The sequence below is a fragment of the Streptomyces sp. NPDC001617 genome (assembly GCF_053596855.1).
Map to the genome: position 1 here is coordinate 1 of NZ_JBSFHA010000136.1, position 20,678 is coordinate 20,678.

Genomic DNA, 20,678 nt, shown 5'->3' on the forward strand with positions numbered 1-20,678 from the left:
AAGAAGGGCGCGGACATCGATCTCGGGGGAATGCTCCGCAGCGAGCTGACCCTCATCGCCTCACAGGGCTACCCCACCGAGATCTTCGAGGTGACGCCCGAGCTGGTGGAGCATCACGAACGGTTCGCGAAGCTGATCAGCCACCGGGTTCCCTTCGCCGAGGCCGAGCATGCTTTCGAACTGGCGATGACGCCGGGGGCGGCCGAGAAGGTTGTCGTCACTTTCGAGTAGGTACGGCGCCCGTCGGTTGTCTGCGAGCTCGTTGTGGCTGGTCGCGCCCACGCGGCGGAGCCGCAAAGGGACACAGCCCCGCGCCCCTGGAGGGGCGCGGGAGGCACCCGGCGACTACAAGGAACCCCACTTCCATGATTGACAATCCGCTCCGTCCATCCCACCGACGCCCCCGGCCTGTCGACGCCGTTGTCGCCGCCGCTCTCTTCGCCTGTTCGTTTCCCGGCAGTCTGATCACCCTTCCCGGCCACGATCTCGGGGTTCCCTGGTGGCCCGGGGTGCTGCTGGCAGGGGTCTCGTGCCTGGCCCTGCTGTGGCGGCGCGCGCGGCCCCGCAGCACCGTGGTCGTGACGCTCCTGTGCGCCATGGCCTCCTCCGCCCTCGGCTACCTCCTCACCGTCCTCCTGCTCGGGCCCCTCATGGTCGCGCTCTACTCGCTCGCCGTCGGCACCGATCGCAGGACCGCCAACACCTTTGCCCTCGTCGGCATCGCGCTGCTCGTCGGCGCGGGACTGGTCACCGGGCCCTCGGGGGAGCCACTGGTCCTCAAACTCCTCGGTCCCGCTGCCTGGTTGTTGCTGCCGACCTCGCTCGGCACCGTGACCCGGCTGCGTGCCGCCTATCTGGAGGCCGTGCAGGCTCGGGCCGAGCACGCCGAGCGGACCCGGGAGGAGGAGGCTCGGCGGCGGGTCGCGGAGGAACGGATGCGGATCGCCCGTGATCTGCATGACGTCGTCGCGCATCATCTGGTGCTCGCCCGTCTCCAAGCCGGTGCCGTGGCACGGAAGTTGCCGGGGCGACCGGAGGAGGCGGCGCGGGTCGTCGCCGATCTGGCCGGCACCACCTCCTCCGCCTTGCGCGAACTCAGGTCCACCGTCGGCCTGTTGAGGCGGGTGGGCGACACGGAGAAGCCGCTGGAGCCCACGCCCGGGCTCGCCCGACTGCCCGAGCTGGCCGCCTCGTTCGAGAACGCCGGGCTGGAGGTCGTCGTCACCAGCGAAGGCGAGATCGGCCCGCTCTCCGCCGGTGCGGAGCTGACGGCGTACCGCATCGTCCAGGAAGCCCTCACCAACGTCACCAAGCACTCCTGCGCCCGCACGGCCGAGGTGCGGCTCGTCTACGACCGGGACCGGTTGGCGGTGAGCGTCGTCGACGACGGCGGCGCGGTGCCGGCCGCCCCCACTCCCCCGGGCGGCGGGTACGGCGTCATCGGCATGCGCGAGCGGGCCCGTTCGGTCGGCGGCGAGATCCGGGTGGGACCCCGGCCTCGGGGCGGCTTCGAGGTCGTCACCGAGCTACCCCTCCAGCCACCACTTGCTTAAGTCAATCAATTCAGTCTATGCTTGCGTAAGTCAAGCAATAACTCTTGTCCGGAGGCCCTGCCATGTCCGACGCCCTGACCCGACCCGCAGACGCGGGGACATCCGCCCCGCCGAAGCCGAATGCCGTGGTGGCGGTGCTGGCCCTGGCCGGAATCGTCGTCTCGCTGATGCAGACCCTGGTCATTCCGATCGTCCCGGAGCTGCCCACCCTGCTGCACGCCTCGGCCTCCAACACCGCCTGGGCCGTCACCGCCACCCTCCTCGCGGCCGCGGTGGCCACCCCGGTGGTGGGCCGGCTCGGCGACATGATCGGCAAGCGGCGGATGCTGCTGGTCAGCATTGTGCTGCTGGTCTCCGGCTCCGTCGTCGCCGCTCTCGCCGACTCCCTCGTGCCGATGATCATCGGCCGTACGCTGCAGGGTCTCGCGGCGGCCGTGGTGCCGCTGGGCATCAGCATCATGCGGGACGCGCTGCCCGCCGAGCGGCTGGCCGGGTCCACCGCGCTGATGAGCGCCTCGCTGGGCGTGGGCGGTGCGCTGGGGCTGCCGGCGGCCGCGTTCATCGCGGACCGCTGGGACTGGCACATCCTGTTCTGGACCTCGGCCGTGCTGGGTGCCGTCGCCTTCGTGCTGGTGCTGCTGATCGTGCCCGAGTCCACGGTGCGGACCGGTGGCCGCTTCGACCTGGTCGGTTCGCTCGGTCTGTCCGCCGGTCTGGTCTCCCTGCTGCTGACCGTCTCCAAGGGCGGTGACTGGGGCTGGACCTCCGGCACCACGCTGGGTCTGGGCGCCGCCGCGATCGTGATCCTGCTGGCCTGGGGCTTCTGGGAGCTGAAGGCCAAGCAGCCGCTGGTCGACCTCCGTACCACCGCCAAGCCGCAGGTGCTGTTCACCAACCTCGCCTCCATCGCCCTCGGCTTCTCGATGTTCGCGATGTCCCTGGTGCTGCCGCAGCTTCTCCAGCTGCCCACCCAGACCGGCTACGGCCTCGGCAAGTCCATGCTCACCGTCGGTCTGGTGCTCGCCCCACAGGGTCTCGTCATGATGATCATGTCCGCCGCTTCGGCGAAGGTCACCAAGGCCAAGGGCCCGAAGGTCACCCTGATGATCGGCGCCCTGATCGTGGCCTCCGGCTACGCCCTGAACATCCTCCTGATGAGCGAGGTCTGGCACCTCGTCCTGGTCTCCTGCATCATCGGCGCCGGTGTCGGCTTCACCTACGGCGCGCTGCCCGCCCTGATCATGGGCGCGGTCGACCCGTCCCAGACCGGTGCCGCCAACAGCCTCAACACCCTGATGCGCTCCCTCGGCACCAGCTTCGCCAGCGCTCTCGCCGGCGTGATCCTGGCCCAGATGACCACCGACTTCGGCGGCCACGCGCTGCCCTCGGAGAACGGCTTCAAGGTCGTCATGGCCATCGGCGCCGGAGCCGCCCTCCTGGCCTTCGTGGTCGCCACCTTCATCCCGCGCCGGAAGACCGAGGCCCCGGTGGCCCAGGACGCACCGGAGCAGGTGGAGGCCACCGCCGCGAAGGCGTGACCCGACTGCCGCGCAGACGGCCGTCGTTCCGCGAAGGCGGGGCGACGGCCGTCTCGCTCTGTTCCCCCGCCGGTTCGGCCGGCGTGCTTGTACGTCGGCTCGATCGGCGTGCCCGTACGGGCGGTTCAGTCGGCCGGGAACTCCGGCGCCCCGCCCTCGTAGGCCGCCCGCAGTACCGCGAGCACGCCGTCCACCGTGACCGCACGGGGGTTGGCGTACGCCTGACCCACCGTCTGTGCCGCCGCCACCGCCAAGTCGGCTTCCTTCAGACCGAGTTCGGCGAGAGAGCGGGGGGCGCCGAGGCGGTTCGCCAGGTCGCGCAGGGCGTGTGGGGCGTCGTCCGTGTCCAGGGCGCGGGCCACGGCGGCGGCCGCGTCCGGGGCGGCGGGGGCGTTGTAGGCGAGGGCGTAGGGCAGGACCACCGTGTGGGTCTCGGCGTGCGGGAGGTCGAAAGTGCCGCCGAGGACGTGGCACAGCTTGTGGTGCAGGCCCATGGTGGTCGCGCCCAGGCAGGAGCCGCACAGCCAGGCCCCGTAGAGGGCACGGCCGCGCGCCTCCAGCGATTCCGGGTCGTCGGCCACGGCGGGGAGGGCGGCCGCCATGGCTCGTACGCCTTCCTGGGCCATCAGCGCGATCAGGGGCGTGGTGTCGGGGGCGTAGAGGGCCTCGACCGCGTGGGCGACGGCGTTGATGCCGCTCGTGACCGAGAGCGGCACGGGGAGGGAAAGGGTGAGCTCGGGGTCGTAGACGACACTGCGCGGGAGCACGACGGGGTCGCGGCCGGTGCGCTTCGCGCCGCCTTCCGTCAGGCCCCAGACCGGTGTCATCTCCGAGCCGGAGTAGGTCGAGGGCACGGCGATCAGCGGCAGGCCGGTGCGCAGTGCGAGCGCCTTGCCGAGGCCGACCGAGGAGCCGCCGCCGACCGCGACCACGCCGTCGGCGCCGGCCGCGCGGGCCACCTCCACGGCCCGGTCGGCGACCTCGACGGGGACGTGCATCCGGGCGCCGTCGTGCAGCCCGACGCAGGCCGGGCCGAGAGAGTCGGCGACCGCCCGCGCGGTGGCCGTGCCACGGCTGCCGCAGACGACCAGCAGCCGGCGCAGGCCGAGTCCGGCGGCCTCGCCGGCGGTCGCGTCGGTGGCGGCGCCGGGGCGGAAGACGACCCGCTGGGGCCGGGACTCGTGGGTGAAGTCGAGGATGTCCTTCACGATCGCTCCAGTACGAGGTCGAAGCGGGCGTGCCGGAAGGGATTCGGGACGCCGAACTCCCCCGCCAGGGACGGGTCGTCGGTCGTGTCGAAGTCCTGGACCAGGCTCGGCCTGACGGCGAACACCGCGTCCGAGTCGAGGTAGTCACTGCCCGCGACGAAGATGTGCGTGGTGACCGGCACATGTCCTTCCGCCGTGGCGATGAAGTGGATGTGGGCCGGGCGGTACGGGTGCCGGCCGGTGGCCTTGAGCAGCCCCCCGACCGGACCGTCCGTCGGAATCGGGTACGGACTCGGCACACAGGTCCGGAACCAGAAACGGCCCTCGGCGTCCGCGGTGAACAGTCCGCGGCCGTTGCCCGGCGGCTGCACGTCCGGGCGCTGGACGTCGTAGAAGCCGTTGCCGTCGGCCTGCCATACGTCAACCACCGCGCCCGGCAAGGGGGTTCCGTCCCGCGACAGGACCCGGCCGCTGACCACGCAGGGCTCGCCGCCGCCCACCAGGTCGATGTCCGCTCCGAGTTCACGCACCGGGGACTCGGTCATGTGGAAGGGGCCGAGGACCGTCGACTCGGTGGCGCCCGGGGCGCGGTCGCCGTTGATGGTCTCGACGAGCATCGACAGGCCGAGCACGTCCGAGAGGAGGATGAACTCCTGGCGGGTGTCCGTGCACGTCTGGCCGGTCGCGGTCAGGAAGCCGATCGCCCGCTCCCACTCCGCCTGGGTCAGCCGCGTCTCGCGGGCGAAGGCGTGCAGATGGCGGATCAGGCCGCTCAGCAGTTCACGCAGGCGCGGGTCCGCGGTGCCCGCGAGGCTGTTCACCGCCTCGTCCGTGACGGTCGTCTCGGTGGCGTCGGTCGTCATGCCGGCTTCCTCCCTGGTACGGCCCCCGGGCGACCCGAGGACAGGCGTGCCGCCGTGCTCCCCACGTTAGTCGCCCCCGGCCGCCGACCTGCACGGACCTGCGCGCGGTCAGGGTGCCGCCATGCCGTACACATCGATGCCGTTGCGGATCGACACCGACCGGTTGATCCTTCGGCGGTGGTCCGAGACGGACATCGCAGCGCATCGCGCACTCGTCGCCGAGCGGGGCGGAGGGATGCCGTCCGTCGAGGACAACCGGCGGATGATCGACGCCCAGTTCGAGGAGCAGACACGGACCGGGCTCGCTCTGCCGGCCGTACGTCGCCGGGCGGAGGGCGACTTCATCGGGTACTGCGGGCTGACCGTGGGCCGCGCCTCGGTCGACGAGCCCGAGATCGCGTACGAGCTGTTCCGGCATGCCCATGGTCTGGGCGGGGCGACCGAGGCGGCCTCCGCCGTCGTGGAAGCCGCCGTCGACACCGGGCGGAGGCGGCTCTGGTCGTCGGTGCGTACCTGGGACGCGCCGTCGTTCCGCGTGCCGGCCAAGCTCGGCTTCACGCGCGACCACGTGACACCGGAGGAGGGCGGCGAGCTGGTGTGGCTCTCCCGGTCCCTGCCGTAACCGCTGCTACTTGATGATCGCGTTGGCCACCACGACGACCACCCCGAGCAGCGCGTCCCCCAGGCCGATCACCACGGCGACCGGCCAGGAGCGGTGCGACCAGCGGGCCGTGACCAGACCCAGGGTGAACAGCAGGGCGATGTTGAGGATGAACGCCGCGTACTCCACCCCTTTCGGCGACCACCAGCCCCACCCCGCCCCCGCGAGCAGCAGCACCGTCGGCAGGGTCGCCGTGACCAGGGGCCACTCCTCGGAGAGGATGCGCAGGGCGTCCCAGCGGCGGTGCGGTTCGCGTTCGGCGATGTAGTGGGCGTAGCCGTGGGCGAGGGCCGAGGCCAGCGCCGTGACCAGCAGCCAGAGGGCGTCGTAGCGGCGGCTGGCGCGGGTGGTGTGGCCGTACTGGGTGAGCGCGGCGACCATGGAGCAGGCGAGTACGGAGCCGTAGACACCGCCGAAGAGGACGGACTCGCGCGTGTCGCGCTGTCGCCGTCGCTCGGGGGCGGCCGTGGTGGTCTGGGCCATGTCCTCCACGATCACCCGGCACCGGCCGGGCCGCCAGTCGCGACGGAGCCTCCTCCCGCCTGGGCGGACACCGCCCACGGGGTCGGCGGACGGGCGGCGGGCGATCTCGTTATCGTCGCCGTATGACCCACAGTTTCGTAGTGAACATCCCCGACGCCGAGCTCGAGCCCGAGCCCCTCGATCCGGAGCAGATCGTCTCCGGGGCACCCGAGGTGACCGGGAAGGTGGTGTGGGAGTCTGCGGACGGGAAGCAGATCCGCGGGATCTGGCAGATCACGCCGGGTGTCGTCACCGACACCGAGGCGGACGAGCTGTTCGTCGTGATCAGTGGGTCGGCGACGATCGAGGTCGAGGGCGGACCGACGCTGACGGTGGGGCCCGGGGACATGGCGGTGCTGCGCGAGGGCGACCGTACGACGTGGACCGTGCACAAGACCCTCAGGAAGGCGTACGCCATCACTCTCTGACGAGCGGGGCCGTCGTCCCTCGGATCTCCAACTCCGGTACCACCAGGCTCAGTTGCCCCTCTCCCCCGGGCCGTTCGAAACGGTCCAGGAGACAGCGGGCGGCGCGGCGGCCGACCTCGTGGCCGGCGCCGTCGACCGTGGTGAGCCAGACGTGCCGCAGCCGGGAGATGCTGGTGTTGTCGTAGCCGACGAGGGACACGTCGTGCGGGACACGCAGGCCCAGCTCCTCGGCCGCCGACAGCGCGCCCACCGAGGCGATGTCGTTGACGGCGAAGACGGCGGTGGGCCGGTCCGGGCGGCTGAGCAGCCGGACGGTCGTACGGTAGCCGCCCTCCTCGGTCATGTCGCTCGGCTCGACCAGCGCCCGGTCCGCGAGGCCGTGCTCGCGCATGGTCGCCTCGAAGCTCCGCCTGCGCAGCTCACCGACGGCGCCGTAGCCCGCGATGTGCGCGATGCGCCGGTGGCCGAGGCCGATCAGGTGCTCGGTGACCAGCCGGGCGCCCCGTTCGTCGTCGCCCGCCACGACGTCCACGCCCGCCGGGGCCGGTTCGCGGGCGCCCGCGACGACGACGGGAACGCGTGCGGCGGCCGTGCCGAGCGCGGCCGGGTCGGGCAGGGTACCGACGACGACCAGACCGTCCACCCGCAGGTCGAGGAGGGGGTCGGCGGGGTCCTGGCCGGTGCGGCGGTTGAGGCGGGCGTCCGCCAGCAGCATCCGCAGGCCGTTGTCGTGCAGGAGCGAGTTGAGGCCGTCGAGCAGGTCGACGAACCAGGGGTTGCGCAGGTCGTTGAGGAGCACGCCGACCGTGCGGGTGCGCTGCTCGCTGAGGCTGCGCGCGGCGGCGTTCGGCCGGTAGCCCAGCTCCCGCACCGCCCGCAGCACCGCCTCCCGCTTCTCGGGCCGCACCTGCTCGGAGCCGCGCAGGACGAGCGAGACCAGCGACTTGGAGACACCGGCCTGCTCGGCCACGTCGCGGATCGTCGGCGCTTTCATGTTCTGGACCGTTCCACGAGCTGCTCCGCCTTGTCAAAGGGTCCGGCGAGGGTTGACAGCAGCGGAAGCAGGCCTTCAGGGTGGGCTGGACAGATTATGGACCGGTCCAAAGAGGGGCTGTCATGGTGGATTCGCTCGGTGTCGCCGTCGTCGGGTTCGGCTGGATGGGCCGGGTGCACACCCAGGCGTACGCCCGCGTCCTGCACCACTACCCGCGGCTGGGCCTGCGCCCCGAGCTGGTCACGGTCGCCGAGGAGGTGCCCGGCCGGGCGGAGGAGGCCGCCGCGCAGTTCGGCTTCGCCTCGACGACCCGGGACTGGCGGGACGTGGTCAAGGACCCTCGCGTCCAGGCGGTCTCCATCACCGCCCCGAACTTCCTGCACCGCGAGATCGGCGTGGCGATGGCGGAGGCCGGCAAGCACATCTGGATCGAGAAACCGGTCGGGCTGGACGTGGCCGACGCGCAGGCGGTGGCCGGCGCCGTCGCGAGGGCGGGCGTGCAGGGCGCGGTCGGCTTCAACTACCGCAACGCGCCCGCCGTCGAGGCCGCCCGCGAGCTGATCGCCTCGGGCGGGATCGGCACCGTCACACATGTCCGCGTCCGCCTCTTCAGCGACTACGCCGCCCATCCCGAGTCCGCCCTGACCTGGCGGTACGAGAAGGAGCGCGGCGGCAGCGGCGTCCTGGGCGACCTCGCCTCGCACGGCGCCGACCTCGCCCGCCATCTGCTCGGCGACATCGCGTCGCTGACCGCCGACACGGCCGTCTTCATTCCGGAACGCGCCCGTCCGACCGGCGCCACCGCCGGCCACACCCGAGCCACTGGCGGCGAGTCGGGCCCGGTCGAGAACGAGGACTACGTGAGCTGCCTGCTCCGCTTCGCCTCCGGCGCCCGTGGCGTCCTGGAGGCCTGCCGGGTCTCGGTCGGCGAGCAGAACAACTACGGCTTCGAGGTGCACGGCACCAAGGGCGCGGTGTTCTGGGACTTCCGCCGGATGAACGAGCTGGGCGTCAGCCGCGGCACCACCTACCAGGACCAGCCCGTCAGCACGGTCTATGTCGGCCCGGGCGACGGCGAGTTCGGCGCCTTCCAGCCGGGCGCGGCCAACGCCATGGGCATGGACGACCTGAAGGTGATCGAGGCCCACCGCTTCCTGCGCTCGATCGCGGAGGGCAGGCCGTACGGGGCCACGCTCCCGGACGCCGTGCACAGTGCCGCCGTACTGGAGGCGATGGTGGTCTCGGCGGAGAGCGGCTCCTGGGTCAGCGTTCCGTCATAGCGGCCAGGGACGCCACGCCCTTGGCCAGGGCGTCGACGACGGACTGGGGCGGGTTGTCCGGGAGTCCGGCCGCCCACCGCGTCCGCCGGGTCCTGGCGGTGAGCGGGAGTTCCACCTGGACACCCCCGCCGCGGGTCAGGTTGACCGGGTTGCGGGCGTGCAGGCCGCGCAGGGACACCGGGATCTCGTCGAGGTCCGTGACCGCCTCGAACTCCGGCCGCAGGGCGTCGAGTTCGTCGGCGACGAGCCGTGCGGCCCGCCGGTTGCCGCCGCCGAGGAAGATGGACCGGAGCGCCGTGGGCCGCATATGGCCGTGCAGGGAGACCACGACCGTCACATGCGCCAGGAACTCCCGTAGCAGCCGGCAGTGTTCCACCGCCATGCGCGGCGACGGGATGTGCACCGGCTCCGGCACCCCCGGCTGGGTGAAGACCAGGCTCGTGGCGTCGCACAACTCGCCCACGGACCTGGCGAGTTCCGCGGTGCCGCCCTCGTTGCTGCCGTGCAGTGCGAGGAGTCCGGTGGCGCCGCCCGGGGTCAGGGTGACGAGCAGCCGTACTCCTTCGATCTCGACCTCTTCGGTCCTCGTCGTCACTCCGGTCCCCTTCAACTCGTCGCTTGCGGCGGCATGTTGTACGGGGTGACCACCTGGATCGCCGACGGCAGCGTGGGCCCCGCGGGCGGCAGGGCGCCGTGGGCGCGCATCACGGTGTGGCAGGCCTCGCGCATGTCCTGGCGCAGGTCGTGGTGGAGCACGGCGGAGAGGCGGTGCTCGCGCAGCAGACGGGTGTTGTCGTGGTCGAGGTCGTGCGCGACGAACACCGCGCACTCGCGGCCGAGGTCCGCGAAAGCCCGAAGGGTGGCGATGTTGCCGCCGCCGATGGAGTAGACGGCGCGGATGTCGGGGTCGCGTACGAGGGCGGCGCGTACGAGGTCGTACTGGGTGGCGTCCAGGCCCTGGCCCTCGGCTATCTCGACCAGCGTGCGCTCGGGGTGGTGGGTGCGCATCGCGCTGCGGAAGCCCATCTCGCGCTCCTCCTCGTTGCGGAAGAAGCCGCTGCTGAGGCTGGTGAGCACATTGCCGGGGCGCTCGCCCAGCCACTGGCCCATCAGGTAGGCGGCGGTCGCTCCGGCGGCGCGGTTGTCGATGCCGACGTAGGCGAGGCGGGCGGTGGCGGGCAGGTCGGTGACCAGGGTGACGACGGGGATACCGGCGTCGGCGAGGCGGGCGACGGCGGCGGTGATCCCGGGGACGTCCGGCGCCTTGAGGATCACGCCCTGGGAGCCGCGCCCGGCGATCCGGTCCAGGATCCTCGTCAGCTCCTGCACCGGGCCGGTCTCGCGGAAGTGGAAGCGGGAGCGGACCACCGCCGGGTGCAGGGACGGCAGCTCGGCCTCCAGGGCGGCGCGGACGGCCGTGGAGAACCGTTCGGGGGTCTGCATCACTATGTCGATCATGAAGGTGCGGCCGAGGAGCCGGACCTGGGTGCGCTGGCGGTCCAGGTCCGCTATGGCCTGCTCGACCTCCCGCGCGGTGCTCTCGCGGACCCCGCCCCTGCCGTTCAGGACCCGGTCCACGGTGGCCTCGCTCAACCCCGCCTGGCGGGCGATCTCCCGGATCGGGAACGGGTGACCCATTCGGTGGCTCCTTGAGGGGTTTTTGATGGCCGCGTGCCAGTTGTTCGACGGGTTTGTACTGACAAGAATGGCAGCGCTGAGTCGCCCCTGTCACCGAGAGGACCTCGATGTCCTTCACCGCCGTACAACACCGTGCCTGGCTGTCCGAGCAGGACTGCGACCTCGACTCGTTCCGCGCGCTCGTCGAGCGGACGGCCGACCTTGCCGACTACCCGCACGCCCTGGCGGTGGAGCGGAACGTCCTGCTGTACGAAGCCGAGCGCGTCCTCGCCGCGCCGCGTCGGGACGTCCAGGAGGAGCTCGTCAGGGCCCTCACCGACGGGCCCGGAGTGGTGGTGTTCCGGGGCGCGTTCCCCGATCACGCGGTCGTCGACCGGGCCACCGCGGTGTTCGACTCGCTGATCCGCGAGCAGTACGCGGCGGGCACCACGGCCGGCGACCACTTCGCCAAGCCCGGCGCCAACGAGCGGGTGTGGAACGCGCTGGAGAAGGCGGCCCTCTACGACCCGGCGGCCTTCGCCGACTACTACGCCAACCCCGTCCTGGCGCTGGTCTCCGAGACCTGGCTCGGCCCCGGCTACCAGGTGACCTCCCAGGTCAACGTGGTCAACCCGGGCGGTCTCGCGCAGACCGCGCACCGCGACTACCACCTGGGCTTCCTCTCCGACGAGGCCGCCGCGGCCTATCCGGCGCACGTCCACCGCCTCTCCCCCGTGCTCACCCTGCAGGGCGCGGTCGCGCACTGCGACATGCCGGTGGAGTCGGGCCCGACGCTGTACCTGCCGTTCTCGCAGGCGTACGAGCCGGGTTATCTGGCGTGGCGGCGGCCGGAGTTCCAGGCGTACTTCAAGGAGCACCACGTCCAGCTGCCGCTCGCCAAGGGCGACGCCGCCTTCTTCAACCCGGCGCTGTTCCACGCCGCGGGCACCAACCGCACCCCGGACGTGCGGCGCATGGCCAACCTGCTGCAGGTGTCCTCCGCCTTCGGGCGCGCGATGGAGACCGTGGACCGCGAGGCGGTGGCGAACGCCGTGTACCCCGTGCTGCTGCGTCGCAAGGCCGAGGGCGCGAGCGCGGAGTGGCTGGACCACGTGATCGCCGCGAGCGCCGAGGGCTACCCCTTCCCCACCAACCTCGACAGCGACCCGCCGGTCGACGGTCTGGCCCCGCCCTCACAGGCGGACCTCGTGCGCGAGGCGCTCGGCGAGAGCCGGCCCGCGCGCATTCTGCGGGACCAACTGCGCGTGGCCGGCGAACGGCGCGCGAGCTGAAAGGGCGACGGAGACACATGGGACTACTCGACGACAAGGTCGTCCTGGTCAACGGCGGCAGCCAGGGCGTCGGTGCCGCGATCGCGCGGGCGGCCGTCCGGGAGGGGGCGGTCGTGGCCGTCACCGGCCGGCGTCCCGAGCCCGGTGAGGCGCTGGTGGGCGAGCTGTCGGCGGCCGGCGGCAAGGCGATGTTCATCCGGGCCGACCTCTCGGACGCCGAGCAGGCGAGGCACGCGGTGGGCGACGCCGTCGCCGCGTACGGGCGTGTCGACTGCCTGGTCAACTCCGCGGGTCTGACCTCCCGGGGCAGCCTGCTCGACACCACGCCCGAGCTGTTCGACCAGCACATCGCGATCAACCTCAAGGCGCCGTTCTTCGCGATGCAGGCCGCCGTCGCGGACATGGTGGCCCGCAAGGCCCCGGGCACGATCGTCAACATCATCACCACCTCGGCGCACGGCGGACAGCCCTTCCTGGCCCCGTACGTCGCCTCCAAGGCGGGCCTGATCGGCCTGACCCGCAACGCCGCCCACGCCCACCGCTGGGACCGGATCCGCATCAACGGCCTGAACATCGGCTGGACGGCGACCGAGGGCGAGGACGCCACACAGAAGACCTTCCACGACGCCGGGGACGACTGGCGCGAGGAGGCCGCGGCCAAGCTGCCGATGGGCAAGCTGGGCCAGCCGGACGAGATCGCCGACTTCGTGGTCTTCCTGCTGTCGGACCGTTCGGGCGTGGTGACCGGATCGGTGATCGACTGGGACCAGAACGTCCTCGGCGGACTCGACTGACGGCCCCTGACCCCCCTCTCCGCTCACCCGTAACACCTTCAAGGAGCTGCACCCCCATGCGTATCGGAATCCTCGGCCTCGGCCGTATCGGCGCCTTCCACGCCGAGACCCTGTCCGGGCTCGACGTGGTCGAGTCGCTCGTCCTCACCGACCCGTTCGCGGACGCCGCCAAGAGCGCCGCGGAGAAGTTCGGGGGCGAGGTCGTGGACTCGCCTCAGGCCCTGCTGGCCGCCGGCGTCGACGGCATCGTGGTCGCGGCCGCGACGGACGCCCACCCCGGGCTGATCCTGGCCGGCGTCGAGGCCGGCATCCCGGTCTTCTGCGAGAAGCCGGTCGCCAGGACGATGGCCGAGGGCGTCCAGGTGCTGAAGGCGATCGAGGGCAGCGATGTCCCGATCCAGATCGGTTACAACCGCCGCTTCGACGCCGGTTTCGTGGCCGCCCGTGCCGCCGTGCAGAGCGGCGAGCTGGGCAAGCTGCACACCGTACGGTCGACCACGCTGGACCCGGCACCCCCGCCGGCCGCGTACATCGCCGCGTCGGGCGGTATCTTCCGCGACTGTTCCGTCCACGACTTCGACATCATCCGCTGGGTGACCGGTCGCGAGGTCGTCGAGGTGTACGCGGTCGGCGGGAACCGGGGCGCCGAGTACATCAAGGAGGCGGGCGATGCCGACACCACCGGCGCGATCCTCACCCTGGACGACGGAACCATCGCGGTGGTCTCCAACTCCCGTCACAACGCCCGGGGTTACGACGTCCGCATGGAGATCCACGGCTTCCAGGACTCCATCGCGGTGGGCCTGGAGGACAAGCTCCCGCTGCGCTCGGTCGAGCCCGGCGTGACCTTCCCGGCGGGCACCCCGCACGACTTCTTCATGGACCGCTTCACCGAGGCCTACCGCGCCGAACTCACCGCGTTCACGGAGGTCGTCGCCGGCGCCCGCCCCTCCCCGTGCACGGTCGCCGACGCGCTGGAGGCCGGCTGGATCGCCGACGCCTGCACGCTGTCGCTGCACGAGCACCGCCCGGTGACCATCGCCGAGGTCCGCACCGCCTGACCGGTGGCCCACGGTTCTCGTGTTCCGGGTGCCGGGCGGCCTCCGGCGCCCGGAACGCGAGTGTGCGAACCATCACGTTGCTCCTGTCGGTTCATCCCGGGGAGATCTCTTCGTACGACGATGAGATCGCGCCGGACCCGAACAACCGACCGAGGAGCGACCTCATGACCGACGGCCACATACCCGGGCCCCACGAGACCCTCGAACTCGCCGCCATCGAACGGGAGTTACTCCCCCGGACCGTCGTCGTCATCGGCGCCGGGCCGAGCGGTCTGGCCGCCGCCCGGGAACTGGAGCGTGCCGGACACCGGGTGACCGTCCTGGAGGAACAGGACGCCGTGGCCGGGAAGTGCCGGAGCACGGACGTCGACGGCCGGGCCTACGACCTGGGCGGGCACATCTGCACCAACCAGTACGTGAGAATCGCGGAGTTGGTGACCGAGCTGGACGTGGAGACCGAGCGGACGAGTCGCTACCGCGTCATCGACGTGGCGGGCGGAACCGCGAGCCGCCAGGCCATGGCGTTCCTGCGTGACGCGGAGGCCTTCGGGCGCTACCGGGCGCTGCGCGAGCGGGAGTTCCCGCGCATCGCCGAGCCCGGCCTCGCGCACTCCGCGCGGGCGCTCGCCGCTCCTGTGGGGCAGTGGCTCGCCGAGCGCGGACTGGAGTCGATGGCGGAGTCGTTCGGCACCGGGTACACGGCGGCCGGGTACGGCTATCTCGACGACGACCTCCCGGCGCTGTACTTCGTCAAGTACGCCGAGATGACCGGCCTGTTGACCCGGGGCCCCGAACTACTGGGCCACGCGGGCGCGTTCACGGTCGTGGGCGGGTTCGGCGCGCTGTGGGGCAGGGTCGCCGACGAGCTCAAGGACGTGCGGTGCGGAGTCCGGGTGACGTCGATCGAGCGGGCGGCCGGCGGAGTGCGGGTGCACACGGACTCCGGCCCGGTGGAGGCGGACGACCTGGTGCTGGCGGTCCCTCTGGACCGCGTCCTGCCGGTCCTGGACGCCACCGAGGAGGAACGCGACCTCGCCGCCCGGATCCGCGCCCACGCCTACCACACCACCCTCGCCACCGCGTCCGGCCTCCCGCCGGACGCCTTCTACTTCCTCGCCGCCCACACCGCGAGCCGTGAGTCGACCGGCCACTGCGTCTCGTACCACCACCGCTACCCGGACACCGACGTGCGGACCTTCTACTCCTACGGCCGCCCCGAGGACGTGAGCACACGCCTGGCTGACGACATCGCGGGACTCGGCGGCCGCCTGGCGGAGGTGCACCTGGAGCGCGAGTGGGCGTTCATGCCGCACTTCGACAGCGCCGACCTCGCCGCCGGCGCCCTGGAGCGGCTGGACGCTCTGCAGGGCCGAAACCACACGTACCACGTCGGCGGTCTGCCCGCCTTCGAGCTGATCGAGTGCACGGTCGCCCACGCGCAGGACCTGGCCCGCCGCCACTTCCCGCCGCCGGACGGCACACTGACCTCGCAGTGACGGATCAAGGAGGAACGGAAGTCATGAGCGAACCGGTCCGGGAGCCTTTGCGCATCGGAGTACTGGGAGCAGCACGCATCACGGAACGCGCCCTCGTCGACCCGGCCCGGACGACCGGCCACCGCATCGTCGCGGTGGCCGCCCGCGACCGGTCCCGCGCCGAGGCCTTCGCCGCCGAACACGGCGTGGAGCGGGTGGCGGACTCCTACGCGGCCCTCCTCGCCGACCCCGAGGTCGAGGCCGTCTACAACCCCCTCGCCAACGGCCTGCACGGCCCGTGGAACCTCGCCGCCCTCGCGGCCGGCAAGCACGTCCTGTCGGAGAAGCCTTCGGCGAGCAACGCCGAGGAGGCCGCCGAGGTCCGGGAGGCTGCCGCCAAGTCCGGCACGGTCTTCATGGAGGCCTTCCACTACCTCTTCCACCCGGTCACCCGGCGCCTGCACGAGCTCCTGGAGAGCGGTGAACTCGGCGAGCTCCAGCGGGTGGAGACCCTGGTCGCCATCCAGGCCCCCGCGGACACCGACCCGCGCTGGTCCCTGCCGCTCGCCGGTGGCGCGGTCATGGACCTGGGCTGCTACAGCCTGCACGCGGTGCGGATGCTGGCCCCATGGGCGGGCGGCGCCCCTCGGCTCGTCTCGGCGCGGGGTGGCGAGCGGGCCGGAGCACCCGGGGCCGACGAATGGCTCGACGCCGAGCTGGAGTTCCCGGGCGGGGCCACCGGGTCGGCCCGTTGCCACATGGCGTACGACAAGCTGGAGATGAGCTGCCGGATCGTCGGCAGCCGGGGCGAGGCGTACGCCCCGAACTTCGTCCTTCCCCAGATGGACGACCGGATCGTCGTGCGCACGGAGGAGGGTGAGCGGACCGAACGACTCGGCACCCGGTCGTCGTACACGTACCAGCTGGAGGCGTTCGCGGCACGGGTGCGGGAGGGCACGCCGGTGCCGTTGGACCCGGACGACGCGGTGGCGACGATGACGCTGATCGACGAGAGCTACCGGGCGGCGGGGTTCGAGCCGCGCCCGCGGACCCGCCTGTAGACGAACCTCGGGTACGGCTCCCCGGTCGCCCGCTCCCACGCCCGCGTCACGTCGCTCCCCCGCTCCGCGCGGATCTCGGCGAACGTCGTGACACAGCGGGCGTGGACGTCCGGGGCGTCGGTCCGGCGGGTGAGGGCGAGCAGGGAGCGCAGGGCCGTGACGGCCTCGGCGGTGCGGTCGGCGTCGAGGTGGGCCCAGGCCGCCGTGCGGAGGGTGGTGGCCAACCGCGAGTGCGTCAGGGCGAGTTCGGCCGCGTGGTCGCCGCCGTCGTCCAGCAGTTCCCGCAGGGCGGCCTCCGCCTCCTCGTAGCAGGCCACGGCTTCGGCGTACGCGCCGGTGCGGCGGAGGGCCTGGCCGAGGACGCGGAGTCGGCGGGCGGTCTGGGGCTGGTGGGTCGTCCAGTCGGTCTCGGCCAGCCGCCTGGAGAGGGTCACGGCCTCGCGCGCGGTCGGGATCGCGGACTCCAGCTCCTCTGCGTCCTGTTGACGGATACTCAGGTTTCCCAGCAGTCGGGCGAGTTGCGGTTCGTTGCGCTCGGGATCGTGTCCGGCAGCGCGTCGGGCGACCGTCACGGCGCGCTCCGATTCCACCATCGCCGCCCGGTGGTCGCCCGTCTGCCCCAGACAACGGGCGATGTCGTCCAGGGTGGCCGCGAGGGAGGGGCCGACTTGGAGGTCGGCCAGCTCGCGCAGGGCGGTCAACTCGTCCTCGTAAGCGTGCTGTTCGTCGAGCACGGCGACCAGCCCCTCCAGAGCGACGGTCAACGCCCACTCGCCCGGGGCCGGATACCGCTCGGCCAGCCGGCGGGCCTGAGCGACCGCCTCCTCCGCGGTGTCACGCGCCTGCGTCCGCCGGCCTGTCGCGCTCTCACAGGCGGCCAGGTCCCTCAGGAGCGACACTCTCAGCCGCAGGATGATCTCGGGCATGAACCACCCCATCGAGTCGTACGCCGCCTCGCGGGCCTCCGGGCCGACCGCGAGTGCCTCCTCGTACCGGCCGAGCGCCCGTAGTCCGCCGACCAGTTCGGCGAAGACCCGAGGGTGGACCAGCTGGACATGCGTCCTCTCCCGCAGGGACATGGGCCGCAGGAGCGCGGCGCACTCCTCGTACACGGTGACGGACTCCGCCGTGCGGCCCAGCCCGGCCAGCACCAGACCATGGGTGCGCAGCGCGCCCGGCAGGTTGCCCAGCGCCCGGTCACGGCGCGCCGGTGCGGGAGCGTGGCGATACGCCTCGACGGCCTCCCGAGCCGCTTCCAGGGCCTCCTCGTAGCGGCCGAGGCCCATGAGCGCCTGCGCCCGTACATGGGCGGCGTACGCGGACTGCGCGACCGACGGCCGCGCACCCGGCACCGTGAGCGAGGCGTCCGCCGCCGCGCACGCCTCCTCGTTCCGCCCCGCCGGCACCAGCGCGGACGCCCGCAGTGCCAGGGCTCGGCTCAGCCGGTCGGGGTCGGACAACGGCCGGTACAGGGCCACGAGTTCCTCCGTCGCCGCCAGCCGACGTGCCGTCGACGGTGGCCGCAGCAGCACCCAGCGGGGCAGCACGCACCAGAACAGCGCCGCCCCCAGCAACGGCCGCCCCACGCCCGGCACCAGCCGGGCCACCGCACGCGGCACCGGAAGCGTCATCCGCACGAGCCCCATCCGCGCCTCCTCGCCGTCACTCAGAGGACGGCCGGGACCGCGCCGCAGTTGCACGGCTGCCATGATCGGCGGTATGGCCGCACACATCGCCCCCGCCCAAGTCACCGACATCCAGCAGGTCCTGGCCGACCAGCCCCGCTACTGGGGCGACCGGGACATGCGCGCGCTCCATCTCCTGACGCTGGTGCACGAGTTCGGGGAGACCTGTCTGGTCGCCCGTGCCGAGGACGGCGTCCTCGGCTATCTCATCGGGTTCGTCACGCCCGACGGGACGGGGTACGTGCATCTGGTCGCGACGCGGGACGATGCCCGGGGCACCGGGCTGGGGCGGGAGTTGTACGCCGCCTTCACCGAGGCCGCGCGGGGGCAGGGGGCGGTTCGGCTGAAGGCGATCACCTCCGTCGGCAACGAGGGGTCGATCGCCTTCCACCGCAGCCTCGGATTCGCCGCCCGCGTGGCGCAGGAGTACAACGGGCCGGGTCAGCCCCCTCGCGTCGTGTTCACACGGGAGCTGGACGCTCAGCGGTAGAGCGCGGGCCGGTTCCACGCGTCGTGCTCAACACGGAAACGGGACCCTCAGCGGTAGAGCGCGGGCCGTTCCACCAGTTCGACCTCCGCCCGGCCGCCCTCCTCCAGCGCCCGAACGCCCGCCTCGCACACCGCCGCCACCGCGTAGCCGTCCCACACGCCCGGGCCGCCGACCTCGCCCCGGCGGGTGGCGTCCACCCAGGCCTGGACCTCGCGGTCGTAGGCGTCGGCGAAGCGTTCCACGAAGTCCTGGGCGATGGTGCCGCCCCAGCGTCCCGCCATGTTGGTGACCATGGCGTGGCCGTCGCCGATGCGGGCGGTACCGCGTTCGCAGACCACCTCGGCCTGGACCTGGTAGCCGAAGCCGCAGTTGACGAAGATCTCGACATCGACGATCGCACCGCCGTCGGTCTCGAAGACCACGAACTGCGGGTCCTGCACCCCGTCCGGCGCGTTCGCCGAGGGCGTCGGACGCAGCACCGTCACGGCCGTGATCTCATGGCCGAGCAGCCAGCGGGTCACGTCCATCTCGTGCACGACGGAGTCGTTGATCAGCATCTCGCTGTGCCAGCCGGGCGGTGAGGCGAGGTTGCGATGCCGGTTGTGCACCATGAGCGGTCTGCCCAACTGGCCCGTCTCCAGCAGGGACTTGAGCTTCAGATACTCGGCGTCGTAGCGCCGCATGAAGCCGACCTGGACCCGGCGTCGGCCGAGCCGCTGCTCGGCCTCCATGACGCGCAGTGCGGAGGCCGCGTCCGGGGTGAGCGGCTTCTCGCACAGCACGGGCAGATCGCGTGCGAAGGCCGCCAGCAGGGCCGCCTCGTGAGCGGGCCCGGGGGAGGCGATCAGAACGGCGTCGACATCGGCCGCCGCCATCGCGGCGGCCGGGTCCGTGTAGGCGGTGCAGCCGTCGACGCGGGCCGCGACGGCCTTCGCGCGTTCCGCGTCGACGTCCACGACAGCGGTCACCCTGGCCCCGCTGGTGACCTCCTGGATACGGCGGACATGGTCGGCCCCCATCTTTCCGGTGCCGACGACGGCGACTTTCAGCGTTCCCGGCTGAGCCATGGTCGTTCGTCCCCTTCGGATGGTCAGGCGCCGCAGGACCTCAGGAACGTGCGCGTACGCACCGCGATGGGCAGCGGCTTGTCCGGCTCACAGGGGTACATGTCCTGCTCGACGATCGCGAACAGCTCCACCCCGAGCTTCTGCGCCGCCTCCAGCACCGGCCCCAACTCCGGCACACCGGACGGTGGTTCGCACATCACACCCCGGGCCACCGCGGGTCCGAACGGCGTTTCGTTCTTCACCACGTCCGCGAGGATCTCCGGGTCCACCTGCTTGAGGTGCAGATATCCGATGCGCTCGCCGTACGTCTCGATCAGCTTGACGCTGTCGCCGCCGCAGTAGGCGTAGTGCCCGGTGTCCAGGCAGAGGTTGACCAGCTCGGAGTCGGTCGAGTCGAGGAAGCGCTCGACATGGTCCTCGGTGTCGACGTGCGTGTCCGCGTGCGGGTGCACCACGATGTCGAGGCCGTACGCCTCCTGCACCTCGTGCCCGAGCCGTTCCATGCCCTTGGTGAGGTGGGCCCATTGCTCGTGCGTCAGCTCCGGCGGCTCCAGGATCTCGGCGGTCTTGTCGTCCCGCCAGAACGACGGGATGACGACCAGGTGCTGCGCGCCCATCGCCTGGGTGAGCGCGGCGACCTGGCTGACGTGTTCCCAGGTCGACTCCCAGACCGAGGGCCCGCGGTGCAGGCCGGTGAAGACCGTGCCCGCGGAGACCTTCAGGTCGCGCTTGGCGACCTCGTCCGTGAGCCGGGCCGGGTCGGTCGGCAGATAGCCGTACGGGCCCAGCTCGATCCACGGGTAACCCGCCGCGGCGACCTCGTCCAGGAAGCGTTCCCAGGGCACCTGCCGAGGGTCGTCCGGGAACCAGACGCCCCAGGAGTCGGGGGCCGACCCGACCCGGATGCGGTCGAGGGCGCCCGCCATCTCAGGACTTCCCTTCGGGCGCGCCGGCCACCGGGGCGGTGAGGTCCTCGACCTCGGGGAGTTCCTCGACGTCGACGCCGCGGACCTGGGACAACTCGTGCTTGAGCGCGGCGAGTTCGGCGCCGCCGGCCATGTGGTTGGTGAGCTCTTCGAGGCTGACCTC

The 20,678-nt window shown here is 72.1% G+C and carries 20 protein-coding genes and 2 pseudogenes; 12 read left to right on the forward strand and 10 right to left on the reverse strand.

What is annotated here, in order from left to right:
- The 3 genes and pseudogenes from ACWC09_RS49865 to ACWC09_RS49875 all read left to right on the forward strand — a co-directional run.
- A pseudogene (locus ACWC09_RS49865) lies at nucleotides 1-231 on the forward strand (theronine dehydrogenase); the annotation flags it as partial.
- A gap of 134 nt (nucleotides 232-365) precedes the next feature.
- Nucleotides 366-1,553: a sensor histidine kinase gene (locus tag ACWC09_RS49870; RefSeq protein WP_450858624.1), complete on the forward strand. Its 1,188-nt coding sequence runs from the start codon at nucleotides 366-368 to the stop codon at nucleotides 1,551-1,553.
- 62 nt (nucleotides 1,554-1,615) lie between these two features.
- A complete protein-coding gene (locus ACWC09_RS49875) occupies nucleotides 1,616-3,091 on the forward strand; it encodes an MFS transporter (protein ID WP_450858626.1) in 1,476 nt (491 codons plus the stop codon).
- Between the two features lie 125 nt (nucleotides 3,092-3,216).
- Here the strand turns inward: ACWC09_RS49875 and ACWC09_RS49880 are convergent, their stop codons facing one another.
- Both ACWC09_RS49880 and ACWC09_RS49885 read right to left on the reverse strand, forming a co-directional pair.
- Nucleotides 3,217-4,299 carry a maleylacetate reductase gene (locus tag ACWC09_RS49880; protein ID WP_450858627.1) on the reverse strand — a complete coding sequence of 361 codons (1,083 nt, stop codon included), beginning with the start codon at nucleotides 4,297-4,299 and terminating at the stop codon, nucleotides 3,217-3,219.
- Nucleotides 4,296-5,162, reverse strand: a complete 867-nt coding sequence (locus ACWC09_RS49885; RefSeq protein ID WP_450858629.1) for an intradiol ring-cleavage dioxygenase — start codon at nucleotides 5,160-5,162, stop codon at nucleotides 4,296-4,298. The genes ACWC09_RS49880 and ACWC09_RS49885 overlap by 4 nt, the downstream gene beginning before the upstream one ends.
- A 121-nt stretch (nucleotides 5,163-5,283) precedes the next feature.
- Between ACWC09_RS49885 and ACWC09_RS49890 the strand changes: the two genes are divergently transcribed.
- Nucleotides 5,284-5,784: a GNAT family N-acetyltransferase gene (locus tag ACWC09_RS49890; protein WP_450858630.1), complete on the forward strand. Its 501-nt coding sequence runs from the start codon at nucleotides 5,284-5,286 to the stop codon at nucleotides 5,782-5,784.
- Nucleotides 5,785-5,790: 6 nt separating this feature from the next.
- Here ACWC09_RS49890 and ACWC09_RS49895 read toward each other — a convergent pair whose 3' ends face one another.
- Entirely contained in the window at nucleotides 5,791-6,306 is a 516-nt protein-coding gene (locus tag ACWC09_RS49895) for a hypothetical protein (RefSeq protein ID WP_450858632.1), read from the reverse strand.
- 122 nt (nucleotides 6,307-6,428) lie between these two features.
- Between ACWC09_RS49895 and ACWC09_RS49900 the strand changes: the two genes are divergently transcribed.
- Nucleotides 6,429-6,773 carry a cupin domain-containing protein gene (locus tag ACWC09_RS49900; RefSeq protein ID WP_450858633.1) on the forward strand — a complete coding sequence of 115 codons (345 nt, stop codon included), beginning with the start codon at nucleotides 6,429-6,431 and terminating at the stop codon, nucleotides 6,771-6,773.
- Here ACWC09_RS49900 and ACWC09_RS49905 read toward each other — a convergent pair.
- A complete protein-coding gene (locus tag ACWC09_RS49905) occupies nucleotides 6,763-7,767 on the reverse strand; it encodes a LacI family DNA-binding transcriptional regulator (RefSeq protein ID WP_450858634.1) in 1,005 nt (334 codons plus the stop codon). The two genes, ACWC09_RS49900 and ACWC09_RS49905, sit on opposite strands and share 11 nt — an antisense overlap.
- Nucleotides 7,768-7,889: 122 nt before the next feature.
- On the opposite strand from ACWC09_RS49905, the gene ACWC09_RS49910 reads away from it, so the two are divergent.
- Nucleotides 7,890-9,047 (forward strand): Gfo/Idh/MocA family protein, encoded by a 1,158-nt coding sequence (locus ACWC09_RS49910; RefSeq protein WP_450858635.1) that lies wholly within the window; start codon nucleotides 7,890-7,892, stop codon nucleotides 9,045-9,047.
- Here the strand turns inward: ACWC09_RS49910 and ACWC09_RS49915 are convergent.
- On the reverse strand, nucleotides 9,031-9,642 hold the full coding sequence (locus ACWC09_RS49915; protein ID WP_450858637.1) for a poly-gamma-glutamate hydrolase family protein: 612 nt from the start codon (nucleotides 9,640-9,642) through the stop codon (nucleotides 9,031-9,033). The two genes, ACWC09_RS49910 and ACWC09_RS49915, sit on opposite strands and share 17 nt — an antisense overlap.
- 11 nt (nucleotides 9,643-9,653) lie before the next feature.
- Nucleotides 9,654-10,685 (reverse strand): LacI family DNA-binding transcriptional regulator, encoded by a 1,032-nt coding sequence (locus tag ACWC09_RS49920; protein ID WP_450858638.1) that lies wholly within the window; start codon nucleotides 10,683-10,685, stop codon nucleotides 9,654-9,656.
- 107 nt (nucleotides 10,686-10,792) lie between these two features.
- Here ACWC09_RS49920 and ACWC09_RS49925 point away from each other — a divergent pair, with 107 nt between their 5' ends.
- From ACWC09_RS49925 to ACWC09_RS49945, 5 genes are all read left to right on the forward strand, one after another.
- Nucleotides 10,793-11,956 (forward strand): phytanoyl-CoA dioxygenase family protein, encoded by a 1,164-nt coding sequence (locus ACWC09_RS49925; RefSeq protein WP_450858639.1) that lies wholly within the window; start codon nucleotides 10,793-10,795, stop codon nucleotides 11,954-11,956.
- A gap of 17 nt (nucleotides 11,957-11,973) precedes the next feature.
- Nucleotides 11,974-12,750 (forward strand): SDR family oxidoreductase, encoded by a 777-nt coding sequence (locus ACWC09_RS49930; RefSeq protein ID WP_450858640.1) that lies wholly within the window; start codon nucleotides 11,974-11,976, stop codon nucleotides 12,748-12,750.
- A 56-nt stretch (nucleotides 12,751-12,806) separates the two neighbouring features.
- Complete coding sequence (locus ACWC09_RS49935; RefSeq protein ID WP_450858641.1) at nucleotides 12,807-13,811, forward strand: Gfo/Idh/MocA family protein; 1,005 nt, start codon at nucleotides 12,807-12,809, stop codon at nucleotides 13,809-13,811.
- 164 nt (nucleotides 13,812-13,975) lie between these two features.
- The gene (locus tag ACWC09_RS49940; protein WP_450858642.1) at nucleotides 13,976-15,307 is read left to right on the forward strand and encodes a protoporphyrinogen/coproporphyrinogen oxidase; all 1,332 of its coding nucleotides are present in this window, start codon (nucleotides 13,976-13,978) and stop codon (nucleotides 15,305-15,307) included.
- A gap of 23 nt (nucleotides 15,308-15,330) precedes the next feature.
- Nucleotides 15,331-16,347 carry a Gfo/Idh/MocA family protein gene (locus ACWC09_RS49945; protein ID WP_450858643.1) on the forward strand — a complete coding sequence of 339 codons (1,017 nt, stop codon included), beginning with the start codon at nucleotides 15,331-15,333 and terminating at the stop codon, nucleotides 16,345-16,347.
- Here the strand turns inward: ACWC09_RS49945 and ACWC09_RS49950 are convergent.
- The gene (locus ACWC09_RS49950; RefSeq protein ID WP_450858644.1) at nucleotides 16,302-18,056 is read right to left on the reverse strand and encodes a tetratricopeptide repeat protein; all 1,755 of its coding nucleotides are present in this window, start codon (nucleotides 18,054-18,056) and stop codon (nucleotides 16,302-16,304) included. The two genes, ACWC09_RS49945 and ACWC09_RS49950, sit on opposite strands and share 46 nt — an antisense overlap.
- A 10-nt stretch (nucleotides 18,057-18,066) precedes the next feature.
- Between ACWC09_RS49950 and ACWC09_RS49955 the strand changes: the two genes are divergently transcribed.
- A complete protein-coding gene (locus ACWC09_RS49955) occupies nucleotides 18,067-18,522 on the forward strand; it encodes an N-acetyltransferase family protein (protein ID WP_450858645.1) in 456 nt (151 codons plus the stop codon).
- 47 nt (nucleotides 18,523-18,569) lie between these two features.
- Here ACWC09_RS49955 and ACWC09_RS49960 read toward each other — a convergent pair whose 3' ends face one another.
- The 3 genes and pseudogenes from ACWC09_RS49960 to ACWC09_RS49970 all read right to left on the reverse strand — a co-directional run.
- Nucleotides 18,570-19,589, reverse strand: coding sequence for a Gfo/Idh/MocA family protein (locus ACWC09_RS49960; RefSeq protein WP_450858647.1), 1,020 nt, complete (start codon nucleotides 19,587-19,589; stop codon nucleotides 18,570-18,572).
- A 23-nt stretch (nucleotides 19,590-19,612) separates the two neighbouring features.
- On the reverse strand, nucleotides 19,613-20,515 hold the full coding sequence (locus tag ACWC09_RS49965) for a sugar phosphate isomerase/epimerase family protein (RefSeq protein ID WP_450858648.1): 903 nt from the start codon (nucleotides 20,513-20,515) through the stop codon (nucleotides 19,613-19,615).
- A gap of 1 nt (nucleotide 20,516) precedes the next feature.
- Nucleotides 20,517-20,678 (reverse strand): annotated as a pseudogene (locus ACWC09_RS49970) (sugar ABC transporter ATP-binding protein); the annotation flags it as partial.